This window comes from Sporosarcina sp. P1, from assembly GCF_002743155.1.
In the GTDB taxonomy this organism is placed as follows: domain Bacteria; phylum Bacillota; class Bacilli; order Bacillales_A; family Planococcaceae; genus Sporosarcina; species Sporosarcina ureae_B.
Genome location: NZ_PDYS01000002.1, coordinates 151943 through 172227, shown reverse-complemented (window position 1 = coordinate 172227; position 20285 = coordinate 151943). Strand labels below are relative to the sequence as shown.

General features: G+C 41.0%; 23 protein-coding genes. 9 read left to right on the top strand and 14 right to left on the bottom strand.

Annotated features, from left to right (window positions below):
• Nucleotides 1–22 precede the first annotated feature (22 nt).
• From CSV73_RS03720 to guaC, 7 genes are all read left to right on the top strand, one after another.
• Nucleotides 23–637, top strand: coding sequence for a DUF421 domain-containing protein (locus CSV73_RS03720; protein WP_085132104.1), 615 nt, complete (start codon nucleotides 23–25; stop codon nucleotides 635–637).
• Between the two features lie 408 nt (nucleotides 638–1045).
• Nucleotides 1046–1642, top strand: coding sequence for an N-acetyltransferase (locus CSV73_RS03715; RefSeq protein ID WP_099626683.1), 597 nt, complete (start codon nucleotides 1046–1048; stop codon nucleotides 1640–1642).
• A 150-nt stretch (nucleotides 1643–1792) separates the two neighbouring features.
• Complete coding sequence (locus tag CSV73_RS03710; protein WP_099626682.1) at nucleotides 1793–2893, top strand: helix-turn-helix domain-containing protein; 1101 nt, start codon at nucleotides 1793–1795, stop codon at nucleotides 2891–2893.
• Nucleotides 2890–3117, top strand: coding sequence for a PLDc N-terminal domain-containing protein (locus CSV73_RS03705; RefSeq protein ID WP_085132107.1), 228 nt, complete (start codon nucleotides 2890–2892; stop codon nucleotides 3115–3117). The genes CSV73_RS03710 and CSV73_RS03705 overlap by 4 nt, the downstream gene beginning before the upstream one ends.
• Nucleotides 3092–3997 (top strand): ABC transporter ATP-binding protein, encoded by a 906-nt coding sequence (locus CSV73_RS03700; RefSeq protein ID WP_233202837.1) that lies wholly within the window; start codon nucleotides 3092–3094, stop codon nucleotides 3995–3997. Before CSV73_RS03705 ends, CSV73_RS03700 begins: the two co-directional genes overlap by 26 nt.
• Nucleotides 3994–4758: an ABC transporter permease gene (locus CSV73_RS03695; protein ID WP_099626681.1), complete on the top strand. Its 765-nt coding sequence runs from the start codon at nucleotides 3994–3996 to the stop codon at nucleotides 4756–4758. Before CSV73_RS03700 ends, CSV73_RS03695 begins: the two co-directional genes overlap by 4 nt.
• Nucleotides 4759–4853: 95 nt before the next feature.
• Nucleotides 4854–5837 carry a GMP reductase gene (guaC, locus tag CSV73_RS03690; RefSeq protein WP_085132109.1) on the top strand — a complete coding sequence of 328 codons (984 nt, stop codon included), beginning with the start codon at nucleotides 4854–4856 and terminating at the stop codon, nucleotides 5835–5837.
• A gap of 98 nt (nucleotides 5838–5935) precedes the next feature.
• Here guaC and CSV73_RS03685 read toward each other — a convergent pair whose 3' ends face one another.
• On the bottom strand, nucleotides 5936–6151 hold the full coding sequence (locus tag CSV73_RS03685; RefSeq protein ID WP_099626680.1) for a hypothetical protein: 216 nt from the start codon (nucleotides 6149–6151) through the stop codon (nucleotides 5936–5938).
• A 329-nt stretch (nucleotides 6152–6480) separates the two neighbouring features.
• Here CSV73_RS03685 and CSV73_RS03680 point away from each other — a divergent pair, with 329 nt between their 5' ends.
• Both CSV73_RS03680 and CSV73_RS03675 read left to right on the top strand, forming a co-directional pair.
• The gene (locus tag CSV73_RS03680; RefSeq protein ID WP_085132111.1) at nucleotides 6481–6801 is read left to right on the top strand and encodes an ArsR/SmtB family transcription factor; all 321 of its coding nucleotides are present in this window, start codon (nucleotides 6481–6483) and stop codon (nucleotides 6799–6801) included.
• Between the two features lie 20 nt (nucleotides 6802–6821).
• Nucleotides 6822–7043, top strand: coding sequence for a hypothetical protein (locus CSV73_RS03675; protein WP_085132112.1), 222 nt, complete (start codon nucleotides 6822–6824; stop codon nucleotides 7041–7043).
• 202 nt (nucleotides 7044–7245) lie between these two features.
• Here the strand turns inward: CSV73_RS03675 and CSV73_RS03670 are convergent, their stop codons facing one another.
• The 13 genes from CSV73_RS03670 to CSV73_RS03610 all read right to left on the bottom strand — a co-directional run bounded on the left by CSV73_RS03670 (nucleotide 7246) and on the right by CSV73_RS03610 (nucleotide 20127).
• Nucleotides 7246–8205 carry a bile acid:sodium symporter family protein gene (locus CSV73_RS03670; RefSeq protein WP_099626679.1) on the bottom strand — a complete coding sequence of 320 codons (960 nt, stop codon included), beginning with the start codon at nucleotides 8203–8205 and terminating at the stop codon, nucleotides 7246–7248.
• A 204-nt stretch (nucleotides 8206–8409) separates the two neighbouring features.
• Nucleotides 8410–8715, bottom strand: a complete 306-nt coding sequence (locus tag CSV73_RS03665; protein WP_099626678.1) for a Zn-ribbon domain-containing OB-fold protein — start codon at nucleotides 8713–8715, stop codon at nucleotides 8410–8412.
• Between the two features lie 4 nt (nucleotides 8716–8719).
• A complete protein-coding gene (locus CSV73_RS03660; protein ID WP_085132115.1) occupies nucleotides 8720–9853 on the bottom strand; it encodes a thiolase C-terminal domain-containing protein in 1134 nt (377 codons plus the stop codon).
• Nucleotides 9850–11331: a class I adenylate-forming enzyme family protein gene (locus CSV73_RS03655; protein ID WP_099626772.1), complete on the bottom strand. Its 1482-nt coding sequence runs from the start codon at nucleotides 11329–11331 to the stop codon at nucleotides 9850–9852. Before CSV73_RS03655 ends, CSV73_RS03660 begins: the two co-directional genes overlap by 4 nt.
• Nucleotides 11332–11333: 2 nt before the next feature.
• On the bottom strand, nucleotides 11334–11810 hold the full coding sequence (locus CSV73_RS03650) for a PPC domain-containing DNA-binding protein (protein WP_085132116.1): 477 nt from the start codon (nucleotides 11808–11810) through the stop codon (nucleotides 11334–11336).
• Nucleotides 11794–12495 (bottom strand): SDR family NAD(P)-dependent oxidoreductase, encoded by a 702-nt coding sequence (locus tag CSV73_RS03645; protein WP_233202836.1) that lies wholly within the window; start codon nucleotides 12493–12495, stop codon nucleotides 11794–11796. Before CSV73_RS03645 ends, CSV73_RS03650 begins: the two co-directional genes overlap by 17 nt.
• 17 nt (nucleotides 12496–12512) lie before the next feature.
• Nucleotides 12513–13835, bottom strand: a complete 1323-nt coding sequence (locus CSV73_RS03640) for a TRAP transporter large permease (RefSeq protein WP_085132118.1) — start codon at nucleotides 13833–13835, stop codon at nucleotides 12513–12515.
• Nucleotides 13832–14317 (bottom strand): TRAP transporter small permease, encoded by a 486-nt coding sequence (locus tag CSV73_RS03635; protein ID WP_085132119.1) that lies wholly within the window; start codon nucleotides 14315–14317, stop codon nucleotides 13832–13834. The genes CSV73_RS03640 and CSV73_RS03635 overlap by 4 nt, the downstream gene beginning before the upstream one ends.
• Nucleotides 14318–14335: 18 nt before the next feature.
• Nucleotides 14336–15370: a DctP family TRAP transporter solute-binding subunit gene (locus tag CSV73_RS03630; protein WP_085132120.1), complete on the bottom strand. Its 1035-nt coding sequence runs from the start codon at nucleotides 15368–15370 to the stop codon at nucleotides 14336–14338.
• Between the two features lie 263 nt (nucleotides 15371–15633).
• Complete coding sequence (locus CSV73_RS03625) at nucleotides 15634–16407, bottom strand: YibE/F family protein (protein ID WP_085132121.1); 774 nt, start codon at nucleotides 16405–16407, stop codon at nucleotides 15634–15636.
• The gene (locus CSV73_RS03620) at nucleotides 16404–17531 is read right to left on the bottom strand and encodes a YibE/F family protein (RefSeq protein ID WP_369802571.1); all 1128 of its coding nucleotides are present in this window, start codon (nucleotides 17529–17531) and stop codon (nucleotides 16404–16406) included. The genes CSV73_RS03625 and CSV73_RS03620 overlap by 4 nt, the downstream gene beginning before the upstream one ends.
• 148 nt (nucleotides 17532–17679) lie before the next feature.
• Entirely contained in the window at nucleotides 17680–18777 is a 1098-nt protein-coding gene (locus CSV73_RS03615; RefSeq protein WP_085132123.1) for a CdaR family transcriptional regulator, read from the bottom strand.
• 75 nt (nucleotides 18778–18852) lie between these two features.
• Complete coding sequence (locus CSV73_RS03610; RefSeq protein ID WP_143560926.1) at nucleotides 18853–20127, bottom strand: ribonucleotide reductase N-terminal alpha domain-containing protein; 1275 nt, start codon at nucleotides 20125–20127, stop codon at nucleotides 18853–18855.
• Nucleotides 20128–20285 lie beyond the last annotated feature (158 nt).

Below are 20285 nucleotides of genomic sequence, written 5' to 3'. Positions count from 1 at the left end.
CGCATGAAAAGACGTGAGCCTAATGGAATTTGATTCAATTTGGAAAGCGGTACTCATTATTGTGGCAGGAATTGTTTTGTTGCATATTTCCGGCCGCAAATCGATTTCACAAATGACAATTGGTCAAACTGTATTAATGATTGCGGTCGGTACATTACTAATTCAGCCTGTAGCAAGTAAAAATTTGTGGCAAACGTTATTCCTTTCACTTATTTTAGTGCTGACACTATTTATATTTGAATTATTGGCATTGAAGTGGAATTTTTTCGAAGGAATTTTACGTGGAAGATCTAAAGTAGTGATTGAAAATGGGATCCTCAAAATATCTACTATGAAAAAACTCCGCCTCACTGTGGATGAATTGGAAATGCATTTGCGACAAAGTGGGATTGAAAGAATTGATGATGTAAAATGGGCGACTATAGAAATGAGTGGACAGCTTGGTTATGTCTTAATTGATCGCAAGAAATATGCCACAAAAGAAGACATTGCAAGACTTCAACTGATGTTGGAAGATATGAGCAAACAACTGGAACTTACTATTCCCTCCACATTCAAGACTACACCTATCATTGAGAATTCCAACCTATTCACAGAAATAGAAAACCCCACTTCTGTCCCTAAACCTCTTGAATAAAAGTTTAATAAGCAAGTGAAAGGGGGAAGTTACTTATAACAACTCCAAAATCGAGAGGAAGAAGCATATATGATAAGAGTAATAAAAAAGTTAGTAAAATGGGGAATGGTGTTATATCCTGTCGTTAAAACTGTGATGAATGAGAAGAAGAAAAAAGAAGCTTATTCAGGCTCTAAAAGCCGTAGGTAATACGTAATCAACCCCCATGTCATATAGTCATCTGACATAGGGGTTGATTTATTATAATGAAAAAGTAAAACTTATTTTATAAAAAAGGTTTATTTATTACTAAAAAAAGAGTATACTACGTATGAGGATTTTTTTCTGACCTCTTTTTTCCTCACATTGTTTGATCCCCAAACAAAAAGCTCCGGGTACATTCATTACCTATGGAGGAGAATTTAACACATGCATTGGTACAACAAATTGAAAGAGTATTTTCCAATCGAAGAGATGAAGTCACAGGAACATATGGAGACATTACTGAATGATAAAGGGAATGTCTACTACAAGGAAGAAGGACCAAAACACGTATTGATGTACGTGGAAACGGAGGACTTCGTTTTCGTAGACTATCTATTCGTATCTTCAGCCGCACGTGGTGAAGGGTTAGGAAAAAAACTGCTGGATTCGTTGAAAACCAAGAAAAAACCGATCTTACTGGAAGTTGAACCAGTAGATGAATCCGAACCAGATACTGAAAAACGACTGAAGTTCTATGCACGTGAAAAATTCACGCACGCACAGAAAATCGGCTATAACCGTCGTTCATTAGCTACTGGCGAACAAACCATCCTCGAAATTCTATACTGGGCACCCCCGCAGTCATCACAAGCGGATGAACAAGATGTATTCAACGCGATGAAGACAACCTACGAAGAAATTCACACCTACAAAGACCAAGACTTCTATGGAGATTCATACGATTCTACTGACAAAGTTCTACACTATCAAACGAAACCAAAAAAGAATATTCTAGAACCTTTCACAACAGTGAGTGTGTGAGGAAATGTCGGTCTTTCATAGACCGACTTTTTTTGTATACTGATACATAATATCTTGTTAGTTGACTTCTCATCTAAATAATCTCCTAACAGTTGATTGAATCAACAAACGTTTAACCTTACACTGAATAAAAGAGAAAGGTGTGAGGATATGCTTCAAATAGGCGCTGTGATTCTACAAGAACGAAGGCGACTTCAAATTACCCAGGAAACACTAGCTTCTTATTGCCAAGTATCGAAAGCTTCCGTGTCGAAATGGGAAAAAGGATTAAGCTATCCCGATATTACGCTGTTGCCGAAAATCGCTTCGTATTTTGAACTAACTGTTGATGAACTGCTTGGCTTTGAACGACAGCTTTCTAAAGAATCCATCCAACACCACTATTATGAATTCGCGTCTCGTTTCGGTAAGGAATCTTTTGAATCAGTTTTTATTGACGTAGAAGAACAAGTTAAATTGTACTACCATGATCCTGCGTTCTTACTACAGATGAGTATATTACTGCTCAACCACCATATGTTAAGTAGTGATAGCTCCTCTATTTTGCAGAAAGCCAATCGCTGGTTGGAGCGAATTCGACAAGTAAGTGAAGATGTATGGGTCTTGCGCCAAGCAAATTCCTTACAGGCTACTGTTTCCCTCATGCAGTCCAATCCTGAAACTACATTGGAATTATTAGACGGAGTGATTAAGCCTAGTATAGGGGATGAGATTTTACTATCCACTGCTTACGAACAACTTGGCAATCAAGAGGAAGCGAAGCGTGTCATTCAAGTCATGATGTATCAAAACGTTATTCAACTTGTTGGCAGTAGCCCGCTTTACTTACGACTTTCCACGTCCAATCCACAAACTTTTAACGAAACCATACATCGAATCAATGGATTGATTGAGCTATATGCTTTGCGTACACTTCATCCGAATATGTGTCTACAATTTTATTTCAGCGTTGCGCAATGTGCTGCACTCTCCGGTAACCATGAGCTACTTTATCCGTATCTTAAAAAGTACGTGGATGTATGTATTCATGATCTACTCCCCTTTTCATTACGCGGGGATGAATACTTCGATTTATTAGATGATTGGTTAGAACAATTAGATTTAGGAACGAATGCACTTCGCAACACAGAGATTATTAAGCGATCGATCATAGAATCGATGGATGCCGATTACTTTGAACCATTTAGGCAAGAAGATGAAATGCAAGAGTTACGACAACGATTACGCTTTGGATTGGAGGGACGTTCATGAATAACGACACAGATTTACTTATGGAGTATCTACCATTTTTAATTCCTCTTATCATTTTGCAATTAGGGTTAGCGATTTTCTCAGCGATACATGTTATTCGCCATCCTCACTATCGCTTCGGCAATCAAGTTATGTGGTTGCTGATTGTTTTATTAATTCAATTTATCGGTCCATTAATCTATTTCGTTTTTGGAAGAGGTGATTACAATAGTCGTACAAATTAATGGCGTGACGAAGCGTTTTGGCGATCGTGAAGTGCTGAAAGATATTCATCTTGATATTCCTGAACATACAGTTTTTGGGTTCGTCGGTGCAAATGGTTCGGGCAAAACAACTCTGATGAAATGCATGCTGGGATTATTACCACTCAATGGAGGATCCATTACAATTGCAGGTGAACCCGTAACATTTGGCGAGACAAAGTCCAATCAACATGTCGGATACTTGCCTGACGTTCCCGAATATTATCCCTTCTACACCGCAACGCAATACTTGGAGCTCTGCGCCGTTATTACGAATATGACGAAAACAGACCGACGAGGACGGATCCAGGAACTATTGAAACTGGTCGGATTAGCTGACACGACCTCATTCATTAGTACGTATTCTAGGGGAATGAAACAGCGCTTGGGAATTGCCCAGGCACTATTAAATCGTCCGAAACTACTTATTTGCGATGAGCCTACTTCCGCTTTGGATCCAGCGGGTCGTGCACAGATTCTTTCCATTTTACAGCAGGCAAAAGCAGAGACGACTGTATTCTTTTCAACACATATTGTATCGGATGCGGAACAAATCTGTGATCACGTCGCGATGTTGCATGAAGGAACTATTATATTTCAAGATGAACTGACCAATCTAAAACAGCAAATCACAGGACAATTTATTTTTACATTTACTATACCCGTCGCAGAAGTACATGAACGATTGCGACATACCCCATTCAACATGAAGATGGACAACGAGCAATTAGTTGTAAGTTTACCTGATGAAAGTACTCAATTGGCTTTCATGCAAGTACTCACTACCGAGAAAATCTTGATACAGTCGATGCAACCCAAAACTCGTTTGCTTGAGCAACTCGTATTGGAGGTGCTTGGATGAATCAATGGTTTGGCTTTTTGAAGAAGGAATGGTTTGAGAGTGTGAAGACGTATAAGTTACTGCTCGTTATCGTGATTTTTTCAATTCTAGGCATATTAAATCCGTTTACAGCGAAAATCACTCCAGCTCTATTAGAACAATTCATGCCTGATGGTGCATTCGTCAATCTACCTGAACCCACTGCACTGGATTCATGGATACAATTCTATAAAAATGTTCCGCAGATGGGATTGGTTGTGTTCATACTATTATTCAGTACGATGATGTCGAAGGAATTGGAAAAAGGTACGCTTGTGATTTTACTGACAAAAGGCTTACATCGCAATACCGTAATCACAGCTAAATTCTTTATGGCACTTTGCTATTGGACTCTGGCTATTGTACTGTCATTCACCATCACCTACGCTTACACTGCTTATTACTGGGATCAAAGCCAACTGCAACATTTATTGTTTGCCGCTAGTTGTCTTTATGTATTTGGGGTACTATTACTAGCCGTTACATTATGGGGAAACACACTTTTTGCTACTTCTTACGGGGGAATACTCGTTACTTTAATTGGAGTAGTCATCTTATTTATTGCTGCTATATTTCCAAAGTCCGCCTCTTGGAATCCACTTGAACTTTTGGCGGCAGCTATCCCCTTGCTAACTGGGGAACTCATGCCAAGTGACTTATGGATTCCATATACTATTACACTAGTCGCGGCGCTTCTATTCATTCTACTAACTATGTCACAATTCAAGAGAAAGTTGCTTTGAAAGCGTTGACATCGAATTAAAAATCATGTAAATTACAAAAGGACGAACAATCCAATGAATTTTTATGAAAACATTCGTTTATAGAGGTGATTGTAATGGAAACTGTATTTGATTATGAAGATATTCAGCTAGTTCCAGCAAAATGTGTGGTAGAAAGCCGCTCAGAATGTGATACATCCGTTATGTTAGGTGGTCATACGTTCCGTTTACCTGTCGTGCCTGCCAATATGCAGACAATCATTGATGAAAAGATTGCGATTCAATTAGCAGAAGAAGGCTATTTCTATATTATGCACCGATTCAATCCTGAAACACGTGTAGATTTCATTAAAGATATGCATGCACGCGGTTTGATTGCGTCGATCAGTGTGGGTGTCAAAGAAGAAGAATATGGATTCGTTGAGCAACTTGCAATTGACGCGCAGGTTCCTGAATTCATCACGATTGATATTGCGCACGGTCATTCCAATCAAGTGATTCGCATGATCCAGCACATTAAAAAGCATTTGCCGATGAGCTTCGTCATTGCCGGTAATGTAGGCACACCAGAAGCTGTTCGTGAACTCGAAAACGCTGGCGCTGACGCTACAAAAGTTGGTATCGGACCAGGAAAAGTCTGTATCACGAAAATCAAAACTGGTTTCGGCACAGGCGGCTGGCAACTTGCAGCTGTTCGCTTATGTGCGAAAGCTGCTTCCAAACCAATCATAGCGGATGGCGGAATCCGTACGCATGGCGATATCGCAAAATCCGTACGTTTCGGGGCAAGCATGGTCATGGTCGGCTCACTATTCGCCGGTCATGAAGAATCGCCAGGACAGACTGTAGAACAAGATGGTCAATTGTATAAAGAATACTTCGGTTCAGCTTCTGAATTCCAAAAAGGTGAAAAGAAGAATGTGGAAGGCAAGAAAATGTTCGTGGAATATAAAGGTCCTTTGAAAGATACGTTGATTGAAATGGAACAAGATCTTCAGTCTGCTATTTCCTATTCAGGCGGCAAGACACTCAGTTCAATTCGCACTGTCGATTACGTGATTGTAAAGAACTCGATCTTCAACGGTGATAAAGTATTTTGATGAAACTCAACCGGTTAGAAACTATTCTCTAACCGGTTTTTTATGTCGTATTGTATTGTATTGTATTTATACTTAACGTAGAGGTCATTGAAGTGGTTTTAAGAATTATATCCAAACAAAACCGCAAATACCAATGCGAATATTGATAAGGCAATGATGATTGAACAGATTATCGTAATGATTAGGGTTAGGCTTTTCGGCATATCAGAACGAGTTTTCCAAATCGCGATAAGTAAAAACAAGCTCACTACTATAATGATTAAAAAAATAGAAAGAAGCATATAACGCTCTTTCATTATAAACCATACATCCATTGCGTTTGCTCCTTTTTAGTAACTTTTAACTTAACAACCTGTTTCTTTGATTGCATGAGTGAAGATCCTTTACAGCAGACCGTTCATGATAAAGGAGTAGTAGTTTGAAGCCGTTGATCTGCGTTGCAGCCGGACGCGTTCCGGAGGGCGTGCGGTGAACCACACCCCTCGCTTCGCTCGCTGGGTGTTTCACCTGTCCCGCTGATCCTCCCGGAGTCGCCGGCTTCCACTCCGATCAACTAAGCAATTACAAAGAAGTTGTTACACAATCGCGCCCGATTGTTGGATACACTTGACTTTTCATTCCAGGTGTAATAAAATTCTTACATATGATACATTTTGATAACGGAGACGAATTGCTCCTAACCTTGGAAGCTTTATCTAACCCCCATCGTTTAAAGATTATTAGCGTACTTACCAATGGAAAACAGTATGTTAGTCAGCTGGCAAGAGAACTTGGTATTAGTAGACCATTACTTTATTTACATTTACAAAAACTAGAGGAGGCGAATCTTGTTTCAAGCGTTAGTGAAGTATCAGAAAGTGGGAAAGCATTAAAATTTTATATGCTAAACTCTTTTCATTTTGTAATTGATGATAAGCTAATCCAACTATTAGCACCGTCTTTAACGGTGAAGAAAAAGAATTAACGTAAAGGTGGCTTTATACCATGATGATGACCAGTTTTTTTGGACTTATTAACCTAATTTTGTTTTTGATTATTCCAGTTGCCTTAATTTATGTATTGTTCAAGTACTTCAAACGTGCAGAAAAACGTGCAGATGAAAAATTGCAACTCGAAAAACAAAACACGATAAATCTGCAAAAACGTATAGATGAATTAAACGAGCGATTAATCGCCATTGAAAAAATGTTAAAGGAAGTCGAATAAAAGAAGACCTCAAAATTTCTTTGAGGTCTTCTTTTATCTAGCCCGTTTGTTGAACACTGACTTCACTTCAATTAGCCATATTTATACCAATAGTATATCATTACCATTTTTAAAATCATATCTTTTGTAAATAATACCTAATATAAAAAGCGATAAAGGTTCTATCGCTTTACGGAAAAAATATCTTGAGTTCTATATTTCATTAGCTGTTACCATCCGCAACAAGTCGGAACTTATTCTCGAATAGACTCGCCATTAATGCGCCAATCGTTAAGTTCATGACCATATTGGCAACAGCTGGTACGGCTGCGAGTGATCCGAAGTGCTCCATTGCGAGTGTTGCGGCGAGAGCGGTGTTGCAAATACCTGTATGGAATAAAATCGCGCGGGCGTTGCGCTCGGGTGCGCCTAGCCATCTGGAGATAACGTAGCCAGCGCCCATTGGTATGCTAACTTGTAATGTGACCGCTACGAATACAAGCGGCAGCACGGACAAGTTCTCAGACAGTGCTTGCTGGGCATTGGATATAACCGATAGAATGACTAGAAATAGTGCAAGTTGGGACAAGACACTGGTATACGATGTAAACTTCTCTACTTGTCGTTGAAATTTCCACTGGATTAGTAAACCGCTAATCAAAGGAAAGAACACGATGTACATAATGTTAAGAAATAAAGGCCAGAATTCAATAGGTATAAAACGTCCTGCAAACGTCTGCAGCAAGACAGGTGTTAACACAGGAGAAATGAATGTATCCAGCGTTGCCATCGTAATACTGAGCGCGACTTCTCCTCCTGCAATGAATGTGTAAATGTTTGCAGATGTTCCGCTTGGTACGGTACCCGCCAATATAATGCCGGTCGCGATCTCTGCTTGATTGCCGAAAAATATATAGGCAATTCCTATTGATACTCCGACCATGATCGTCCATTTCAGCAAGATGCCAAGTAAAGCATATTTTGGGTTTTTGATGACCTCAAGCAGCTTCTCCGACGAAAGCGATAAGCCCATCAGAAAGAAGATCGTCCCTAATCCAAAGCCCGTGAGTTGCCGGATTGAAATGAACGCATCCGGAATAGCGTAGGCAATGATGGATAAGAGTACGATCCAAATTGGTAAATACTTCGAAATGATTTTAGATATAGTTTGTATGGTTTTCATGTAGTTCTCCTCCTTGCGAGGAAGTCGGTCTATGTTTTTTTTGCTATGAGCGGTTAGACCGTAGCTATGAGCGCTTTTCCAAACACTATGATCCGTCAAAGACCATGTATGAGCGGTTAAAGCATTTGATAGAGCACTCATGTCGTAACTATGAGCGCCTTTCACGAATCTTTGAGCGCTCACCTTAAAAACATCGCTCCTCACTCAGCATTTCCGATAAATATACGCCCCATCCTCTACATAATCCAATTCCGCCACATCCCCAATCTCAACGGTTCCATCCGTTCTTGCCGTAACTTTCGCTTTGGATTCATCCAATTGAATAAGTGCCACGGTATAAGGAGCGAGATGGGCAAATTCTGCAGGTGCAATATGGATATTGGTATAGCTGTAAACCGAACCCTTCGAAGATACGTCTTGCTCTTGTAGCTGGCCTGTTCTGCAACTCGGACAACGGTATTTATTCGAGACACTGGCATATTCACACTGATCGCATTGATAGACTTTCATCTTTTCACAACCTTTCTAGAATATGAACTGTGGAGTACGAACCTGTTCCACCTAAGTTTTGTGCCAAAGCGAGTCGGGCATGTTCTACTTGATTCGGTGCAGTACCGCGCAGTTGTTGGACGAGCTGATACATTTGTGCGACACCGGTTGCACCGATTGGGTGGCCGCGTGACAATAATCCCCCGCTCGTGTTCACTGGTTTATCGCCAGTCGCTTTCGTTCGACCTTGCTCTACTGCAAGCCAGCCTTCACGTTTATTGAAAAAACCTAACTCCTCAATCGCAAGCATTTCCGTCATGGAGAAACAATCATGAATTTCCACGACGTCGATGTCTTCCGGACCCACGCCTGCCTTTTCATATGCCAAGCGACCCGACTCTCGTACTGCCGGCAATGAAAGCAAGTCATCTGCGTCTTGCATTTGTGTAGGTCCTGAACTTTGTGCAGACGAACGGATATGGATAGCACCTTTTTTTCGCGTGATCACTAACGCTGCCGCCCCATCTGTAGTTGGAGAACAATCAAATAGGCCGAGTGGAGAAGTAATAATACGTGCCTCCATAATCTCTTCCATCGTCGTTGGTTTCTGGAATTGTGCTAGTGGATTATTTAACGCATTTTCACGATTCTTCAACGCAATCATCGCCAAATGCTCTTTCGTAGCTTCTGTTTCATAAAAGTACCGATTCGCGAGTACGCCAAAGAATCCTGGGAATGTGAGACCTGCCTGCTTTTCATTAGAATCGTTATCCATTGCGGCATTGATCGCCTGTGTAACATCAGCAGTCGAAGCATGTTTCATCTTCTCCACACCCGCTATTAAGACTGTATCGTATTCGCCACTTAGAATCCCTATGATTCCTTGACGAAGCGCAATTCCCCCTGATGCACAAGCGCCTTCTACTTTGGCCGTTGGGATATAGCCGAGTCCGAGTTCATTGGCAACTAAGGCGCTAAGGATTTCTTGATTACCGATTGAGCCACCCATAAAGTTTCCGACAAACACCGCATCAACTTTCGGATTTCCTGCATCTTCAAGTGCTTCTATCGACGCTTCAACTAACAACTGCTTCATAGATTTGTCGACAAATTTTCCGAACTTCGTCATGCCAATTCCTTCGATATAGACATTCGTCAAGATTGCACCTCCACATGCTGATTTCGTAATTCTCTTTTTAAGATTTTACCGTACGAGCTTTTCGGAAGTTCATCCACGATATACATCTCTTTTGGTTTTTTGAAATTTGCCATATGGTCAAGACATAATTGAAGTAATTCTTCTTTCATCACGGGCTTAGTACCGTTCGGAACGACATACGCAATGACGTTTTCGCCCCATTTATCGTCAGGTACGCCGATAACGCATGTCTCTTTTACCCCGTCATGCTTATTGAGGACTTCTTCTACTTCCCTCGGGTAAATATTGACCCCACCTGAAATGATAACGTCTTTTTTGCGGTCCACGATATGCACATAGCCCGCTTCACTTTTCCACCCGAGATCGCCTGTTTGCAACCAGCCGTTACGTAATGTTTCATTCGTCGCCTTCTCATTATTCCAGTACCCTTTCATGACTAGGGAGCCTTTACAAACGATTTCTCCGACTTCACCTGCCGGCAGTTCAATCCCTTTTGCATCGACAATTTTCACATCGACAAATGGTCCAACACGGCCACAGGATTCCAGATGATCGCCAAGTTCGCGTTTAGGCATCATCGTAATACACATCGGCGCTTCAACTTGACCGAATGTCTGTGCAAATATCGGCCCTGTTAAAGCGAGTGCTTGCTCGAGTTTACTTGCCGCAATCGAAGAACCTGCCATATTAATCGTTTTGATTGTAGATAAATTCTTCGGATTGAATTTCGGATGCTGGATCATCAAATTGACCATCGTCGGAACTAGAAAAATAACAGTGACTTTTTCTTTCGTTAGATTATGCACGAATTCTTCGGGCTCAAACTTGTTAAATACAACTTGCGTTAATCCATACAACCACGCTACATGCGACAGGAAGTTACTGCCGTGTGTCAATGGTGCGACATGTCCTATCACATCGTCATAATCGGTTTCACAAGCAAGCGCTAGTGACAATGCTCCCGAAATGATGTTGCGATGACTCAGCATCACACCTTTTGGATTTCCTGTCGTTCCGGATGTATACATAATCGCGAAAGTATCTTCTTCCATAACTTCTGTTGTACATGTAGCACCAGCATGTTGTTCAATTGCCTGTTCGTACGGCTTGCCGATCGTTAACACCGGAATTGCTGTAGTGATCGGTCCTATTAACTGTGATTCACCAATAATCAACCGAACATCTGCATCGTCTAGCATATATTCATGTTCTTTCGGATGAAGTCGATAGTTTAACGGTACTTTGATGACACCTGAGATCGCTGCTGCCACGTCTAGCTCGATATGTTCTAGACGATTCGATGACAGAACGGCAAAGCGATCCCCTTTTTGAAGACCCACTTTCTTGAAGTATGCTGTAAGCGCAAGTGCCCTTTCCATCAGTTCATGAAATGTAATTGAGCGTCTTTCATCTTTCACGGCTATTTTATTCGGATAGGCTGCTGCCGATTTCATTGCTAGTTTACCAATTGTCTCCACCATCACTCACTCCTTTGCGCAAAATGAAATAATGGAATACCTGAATATTCATCTGGTTTTCTATGAACATGTGTATTGGATACCGGCAATATAATGAATTCCACTGTAATTGCCACAGGATTTTCTCCTTTAAGAAAGTGACCACCATTCACCTGTTTATTACAGTCTACATATAAACCATGGAAGTGGATATCCAGCTGTCCTTGTTCATCGTAGCCAACAAACCCTGTACCTGAAAGCAGTTCGACGGGAGTGTCTGTAACAATCCGTTCGGAATACTGTAAACTTTTATCAAGATTTTGCTGAGGTTGTACAATGGTTGCATACGCAAGAGAACCTATACATTGAAATTGAGCTGCTTCAACGTGATGTTGCTTACACACTGCAAGAATCCCTTCAAATAGATCGGTATCTTTCTTCAAACGACCGATAATTCGATTCGTTTTTTTGTCATACACCGCTTCAATTGGGTGATTCAATACAAAACCCTCCATCTACTTTCAGTATTTGTCCTGTCGTATAATTAGATTCGGATGAAGCAAAATACAGTACAGCTTCTGCGATACTTGTCGCTGTGCCAGTTTGATGGATTGTCGCCTCGTCCAATTTTGTCATAGATATAGGTGCAACCGAATTACATGTAATTCCATACTCACTAAGCTTCTTAGCAGTCTGCATCGTCAACTTACTAATTGAATCCTTAGAAGCTGTAAACGTTCGTTCACCGCCAAAACTTGATATCGAACTAATGTTGATAATACGACCATACTTCTGCTCCATCATATATGGTGAGACACCTCGAATGAATAAAGAAGTTGCTTGTGCATTCGTATCTGCTTCGAGTTCCCATTCATCAACAGATGACTGATTTTCATTGTGAGTACTACATATGCACATATTATTTACTAAGATATGTAGCTCTCCAAAGGTATCCGATGCTCTAGCCATTGCCGCATTCACAAATTCCTTATCCCGAACTTCGCCTAAGCATTCTAAATAAACTGCTTTGCCACTGAATGATTGAATTGCCTGCAATGTCGCCTCACAACTCACTGAATCCACCAGAACAACATTGGCCCCTTGTTGTGAAAGAAGGAGGGCCGTCTGGGCACCAATACCATTGGAAGCCCCTGTGACAATCGCCGTCTGTCCTTTCAACTTCATAAGCAACCCTCCTCCATCTACTTAATGTCTAGTAAATCTGGTAAAAATGTAGAGATCTGCGGAATATACGTAATGAGTAACAAAATAATGATGGAAGAGACAACGAAAGGCAAAACTCCTTTCGATATTTGCCCTATTGAAGTATTCGATATACCCGCGGCTACGAATAAATTGAGACCGACTGGCGGAGTGAAAAGTCCAATCGCTAAGTTGACTGTCATGAAGACACCGAATACTGTTGGATCGACGTCGAACAATAGCACAATCGGCAATAAAATCGGAATGAAAATATAGTAGGCAGAAATTGCATCGATAAACATCCCAGCAATTAGGAGAATGATATTAATTAGCAATAAGATGATAATTTTATTATCTGAAATACTTAACATGACGTTCGAAATCTGCGTTGCGATTTGCTCTGTTGTGATGATGTATGCATAGACACTCGCCGCACTGACGATAAACATGACGACCGCCGTCTGAATACCCGCTGCCACTAAGATGTCATACAGCTTTTTCAGTGTCAGTTCACGGTAAATGAAAAATCCGATGAACAAACTATAAAATACCGCCACTACCGCTGCTTCTGTCGGTGTAAAGTATCCACCATAAATACCACCTAAAATTATAACGGGAATTAATAGGCCCCAGATCGCATTTCCGAAAGCTTTAAAGCGTTCCGCACTTGTTGCAGGTTCTATTATGTACTGTTGCGATATCGGTCCCTCGCGTTTTTCCTGTCGATACCTAACGAACATGGCGGCTATAATAAATCCAACGCCCAATAGCAGGCCAGGAATGACCCCTGCCATGAACATTCTTCCGATCGATACCGGAATTTGATCGCCCGCCACTACAGCGAAGACGATAAAAGCAATACTAGGAGGAATGATGATACCGATTGCTCCGGAACTGGCCACCAAACCTGCTGCAGTTTCCGTTTTATACCCGTTCTTCACCATACCTGGGATTAAAATACCCCCAATTGCAGCAACCGTTGCAGGGCCTGAACCTGAAATGGCTGCGAAGAAAATCGCTGTCATAACGGTAACAAAAATAATTCCGCTTTTACGATGACCAACTAAAGCTTGCGCAAAATCAATCAATCTTTTTGAAATTCCCGCGTGCTCCATAATGACTCCCGCCAAGATGAAAAACGGGATTGCGAGCAACGTAAATTTCGCTACACTTGTATACATGATATCTGCAACCAATTCCAAACCAAACAATCCACTGCCTGTAAATAGCACAACAATGGACGAGATTGCTAAGGCCACAGCAATGGGCATTCGAAGCATGACTAAAATAAAAAAGACGCCGAATAAAATGATCGCTGTCATAATGGCTGCTCTCCCTTCTCGTTTTGCTGTCGGAATTCAACAATAGTTACTTGGATAGAGCGGATTAAACAAAACAGCGCACCGATTGGCATTGACATCGAGAACCACCATTGTGGCCAACCAAGAGAAGGTGTTTTCTGTCCCATATCCATCTGGTACTGCACCATCTTCAAACCAAAATATAGCAGAATAAAAAATAATAGCATCATCATCAATCCAACCAAAATCGTAATAATATTCTTTAGCAACAGACTGCCCTTGTCATAAATCAGAGTAAAGCCAAGGTGCGCGTACTTACGCACACCAATGGCCGTTCCGACAAATGTTAACAATACGAACAAGTTAACTGTAATTTCTTCTGTAAAAGAAAATGAATAATTGGCAAATCCTCTGGATAAAATATTAACGAATGCAATGGTGGACATAATGGACAGTACAATCACGACAATCCATTCTTCTAATCTATTGAATATTTTCCCCATACATCCACCCCCCAGTTCTTATTGGTCTTGGAACTTGTCTAATAAATCCTTGCCCCAAATATCTTCATACTTTTTATAAACCGGTTGCACCGCTTCTGTAAACTTGGCTAGTTCTTCGTCTGTTGGTGCATAGAACTGCATGCCTGCTTCCTTCAGCTCACTAATTTGTTTCTCTTCTTTTTCACGTGCCATTTCCACTTGATATTCTGCCGCTTCTTTACCTAACTTCTTCACAAGCTCCTGATCTTCTTCACTCATCGAATCAAACAACTTCTTATTGATGCCCAATACTAGTGGATCATAGGAATAGTTCCAAGTCGTCAAGTAGTCTTGTACTTCATTCAATTTAGAAGAGTGAATAACATCAATCGGATTTTCTTGACCATCAATCGTACCTTGCTGAAGAGATGTAAATACTTCAGAGAATGCCATTGTCGTTGGATCCGCACCTAGTGCACGGTACAAGTCTGTGTACATGGTGATCCCAGGAATACGTACTTTCAGACCTTTCATATCTTCTGGTGATTTGATTTCCTTTTTACTGTTTGTGATTTGACGGAAACCATTCTCTCCGAATCCGAGTAATTCTACGTTCTTTTCATTGAGTATTTCTGCAAGTGCTTCTCCACCTGCACCATCAAATACTTTGTCTACCCCATCTTTATCTTTAAATAGAAATGGCGCACTCGCCACACCAAAGCGATCATCTAAGATTGAGTAAATAATAGTGGAGTGAAGGCTCAAGTCGGTCTGCCCTTTTGTCAGAAGCTCTACACCTTTCCCTTGATCACCATTTGATAGTTGTTCATTCGGAAACACTTCAATATTGATACGACCATCCGTTTGTTCATTCAAGTCCTGCGCTAACTTGTCTGCGGCCTGATACCAAGTAGATGAATCATTAACCGTGACAGACATTTTCAGATCGTATGATTTTCCTTCAGACTCACCCGCACCGTCTGTTGTTTCTTCTTTGTCTGACGAACAAGCTGCCAACATCAGCATGGCAGATAAACTAATTGCGCCTAAAACACTCTTTTTCTTCATTTTCATTTGTTGTTCCCCCCAGTTTTTTTCAAAAGTCATCCAGATACTTATTACATCTAAAGAGTATCTATTCAAAACATTTTGTTAGTATATATAATTCTAATAGTCTGACAGTTTAATTCATATAGACTTTAGTACAATGATATATAGAAAAACACTTCTATTTTTGTGTCAACGTCTAGTTTCCATAGTAAAGCTTCTTTTTTCAGCTCTGCCATCATATTAAAATAATAAAACACAAAAAGAGGAGCCATTCAGTGCCCCTCTTTTTATACGTTATTTAACTTTTTCCTAGCTCTTACTAAGTAAAATGCATTGATCCAAGAAGCAATCGGTATGACTAGCGCGATGCCAAGCCCCGCACAAAGGATCAAAATCATTTCTGAACTGAATATCTTTGAATTGACAATATCTCCTATAGAGTAGTGTAAATCCTTGAACCAAATGAGCAGTGCCAAATAGCCTCCAAAGAAAGCGAAGAACAAGGTATTGGTATCGGTTCCTAAAATATCTCGTCCAACACTGACACCAGACGTAAATAACTCCTTCTTACTTAAGCTTCTACTATGCTTAAATACTTCATGCATAGTGGAAGCGATCGATATAGCGACGTCCATGATGGCTCCAATTGTACTCATGATAATGACGGAAGCACCTATTTTTACGAAATCCACGCCAATATAGAGTGACATACCTGCGATTGCCTCTTCTTCCTCTTCACCAAACCCTTGAATCATGAGCTTTTGGGATACTACTACTATGAAAAACAATAATATACTAATGGTAATCATCGTCGAGATGAATGCTATTACCGTTTTGCTATTCACTTCATTAATGTAAAATAAACTGACGCATCCAATCACTATGCAGGCGATAAATGTAATCAGTATAGGATTAGCGTTCGGATCCAACATAAAAAACATGGTGAAGAAGACGACACCAAAGTTAAAAAACAGTGAAATGAATGATCGCACTCCACTTTTTCCACCTACCCCAATCATCAATACGAGTAAAATAACCGCGAGCCATACTATCACATTCATATTCTCGCCCTCTTTCGTTCAATAAAGAAAATCGCTGTATAGAGTCCAATCGGGATAGTCAAGACGATCCCAATTCCACCAGCTAATGCACGTGCTAATTCCAGCGATAGATTCATCGAAAGTGCAAATCCTACAGGTGAAGAGTTTTTTAAATAGAGGATCAGCATGGGGATGGATCCACTTATATAAGCGAAAAATAGAATGCTTGTAATAGTTCCCATAATATCTTTGCCGATATCTATGCCAGATGCTTTCAGCGCTTTAACGGATATAGTACTATCTCTTTCATATAATGCAAACATCGAAGACGACATGGTAATGGCCACATCCATGATAGCTCCAAGAGATCCAATAAATAACCCCGCCATGAAGATCGTGTGATAAGGACGCGTCAAAAACTGCATTTCTTCATAACGCAGCCCATTCCCAGAAGTGATCCAGATGACAAGAGACGTGATGGAAAGAGATACTACCGTTGCGACTAACGTAGCCACAATGGCGGCATACGTTTTTTCATTGCGTCCGCTAACTAACAGGAGCGAAATGGTTGTGAATAACAGGATACATATCCCGCAAACCACAAGTAAACTGACCTCATAATATTTCACATAAATATCTAAAGCGACTGATAGTACCATGACGTTCATCACAAAGCCCACTATCGCCAATAGCCCTTGCTTATGCCCTACAATCAATAGCGTAAAGACGAAGATCCATGCAACGATCAATACGTATTTATCACGTTTCACGTCTGTGATACTACCTGTCAGTTCTTCTCCTACCTTCGAATCAATCGAGACAAATAGTTCATTTCCTATATGGTACTGTTGATCGTACGCCCCCGAAGATGAATACTCATTTACCAACTGGACTTCACGACCCATTTCTTCCCCATTCATGATCCTAGCTACTATGTGCTGAACAAATAGGGTATCTTCATTGCCATGCGTATCTGTTACTTCAGTTTTTTCCTCTATCGTTGTATGGATTACCTTAGCGATCGGTCGGTCATAAAATGAATAATTTTGATTTACAAAAACAATGGAACTGATACAGCAAAGTGCTAAGATCAAAAACAAGATCCACTGCCATGTTGTGACGTTTCTAATTCTATTCAAGACAATCCTCCTGGCACTCTTAGGATGAGACACAGATTAATCCTACCATGAATAAGACGTAGGTTTGAAAAAAAAAATCATCTGTTTCTCCATCCAGTAAGAAAAGCTCCGCTTCCCATATAGGAAGCGAAGAAAATTGATCACTTATTCATGACTACTCCTCCATTAAACGCAATGCCAAGTACAACAAAAAGACATCATGTGTACTAGAAACAGATAATCCCGTTAATTGCTCGATCTTTTGCAGCCGGTAAGACCATGTGTTTTTATGGATATGCAGACGCTGTGCAGTATTTTGCATCGATTGATTCTCTTCGAACCATACTGTCAAATTATTTAGCAGGTCTTTATGATCTTCCAGCGTCGCAACTGTACGCTTAAGGAATTCTTGCTTCACCATATCTGGAACGCTCTGCAAAATAATTTCAAGCCGCAGTTCATGCTCAAAGACAATATCGCCGGATCCCTTTGCAGCATTGACAGCACGTTCTGCCTGCGCGAATGATTTAGCTAATTCGAAATACCGTGTGGATGCACCTATACCTGCGACGACTTGTACTTTCTTGCGCCGTTTTATATGAAGCAACAGGAATTCTAATTCATTTTTTACTGTTTGTTGATTCATTTCAGGTAATAATAGTAAGATTTTATTTTGCGCCCAGCGAATCATCTTCATAGAAGGGTGGATATTTTGAATCGATGCGAATGTCTCCATTTCCTCGATCGTGAACTGTTCCAGTAAATCCAGCACTTCCAATACCACCACTTGACGGTAAAGAGTGACGTCGATTCCGAGCAGTGTCCCCCGTTCCATAAATCGTTCATCTTTCTTTGATCCTGTCAGCCAGTCAAAGACGAAGAACTCCACATCACGTACTTTTTCATCCTTCTGCTTTCTTTTCAGGGAGTCCTGGATGAACAGTTCCGCTACGCGTAAGATCAGCTGAGCCTGCGGATGAATCTCGTCTGGATCACCCGTCACACCAAGTACAGCGATCGGTTCGCCTCCAATGATGATTGGCAAGACGATACCCCTACGAACCCCCTGCAGATGCTGCGCTTCCTCATCCCCCATACGGAGCATCGTTTTCTGACGCATACTCAACAGTGCTCCTTCATGGAACTGGTTGATTCGATCGGGTTCTGTACTCGATTGAATGAAGCCTCTTCGATCCGTTAAAATGACTTGCTGCTTAATCAGATTCGATAATTCCGTTACCATTTCATGTCCTAATGTATCAAATTGAAACACCTGTCTCACCTCAAATGGAAACCGTTTGTAATACTTAGTTTACGTCACTTTAGATTCCACTACAATAGAGGAGATTCAGATAAGTCGGACTTCCGGTACTCCACCGCCCCATGCCTTTATGAGCAGCTGTAACAGTTCTGCAGTTTCAATGGTTGGAGATTTCTCTAACATGATAGATCCGCCTTGATCGGTATGGCGCTGTTCTGCAGTGACTCGGTCGATCATCGCGGTTTGCTGTTGACTCGTCGCTTGGTTTATCGACTGATGCGTGACTGCGGCTGCTTTGCGCAAAGGGATTTGCATCCCGCTTTGATACGATGCCACCTCCAAGTAGCGGTTTATTTCTTCCGCTACTTCTTCAATAAATAGGAGGGCCTTCTCTGAATGCAAACCAATTTTCTGGTCAGCTATAGCGGTTTCCCAACCTGCCACTTCAACTCGTAAAGTATGTCCCCATATGCTCTCAATGCCGTTTAGTAAACGCACAAGTATGGTACAAGTACGGGCCAACTCCGTTTCCTGCATTACGTTCGGCAATTGAATATATGAGGACAATGCAGCTTTTTCCTGTCTTTTTTCATTGTGAAAATGTACAACAATTCCTTCACTTCCAAGCAGCTGTTTCATCAAACCAATGGCAGAAACTTTTTTATACGCAATAGAGGAACCGTCAGCAGCATCGGGAAACCATTCACTGTTGGAGTTGCCATGCGAACAACTCAAAGCGCGCTCTGTTTGTTCAGCTTCAAATAAACTCCAAGAGCCGCACGCTTTTACTTGTTCCATAAAATAATCGGGTATACGTATATGCTTTTCTTTTACTTTGCTCGATAAAAATGATGCGATTCTACTGTCAGCAATATCCATGGTATATTGCTCTACTCTCGTCTTTCGCCGATAGAATGTCTTACCGAAGAACGACATCACTTCAGCTGGTAAAGTCACATAGCCATGACTCAGTAGCCAATATGCTTCCTGTACTTTTTGTAGGCGCTGGATAGTTTCATGCTGCATGGCGGCCATTGCTATGAGCATAATCCTCTCTTGAGGCAGTCCTATCGGTTTGTCATAATAATCCGATGTTACAAATTCATTCATATATTGTTGCAACAGTGCAGGAGGTATCAATCGATCGCGTTCAGCTACAATCTGTAAGCCAAGCCATTTGATTTCGCTTGCTGAATAGTCATAGATCCATTGACCATATAATCCATCCTGTAACAGTTTCCTGACTACTTGATGAAATCCTGAATACACAGGTCTTCCACGCTGTTGTTCTACTTGTTTATACAATAACTGCAACAGTTCACGTTCATGTATACATTCCTTCTTCTGTTCAAATACTCTCATGTCACGGTCTCCTTTCGTAAACAACAAAAAACAATCATTCCGCCTCTTCGGCAAGATGATTGCAATAGTTGTGAATGAGGAAACAAATTCAGGCATCTTTAAAATACTCCATACAAAAATGCATAGATGCAGATACCTTTTTTGCTTCCACTCCTCAA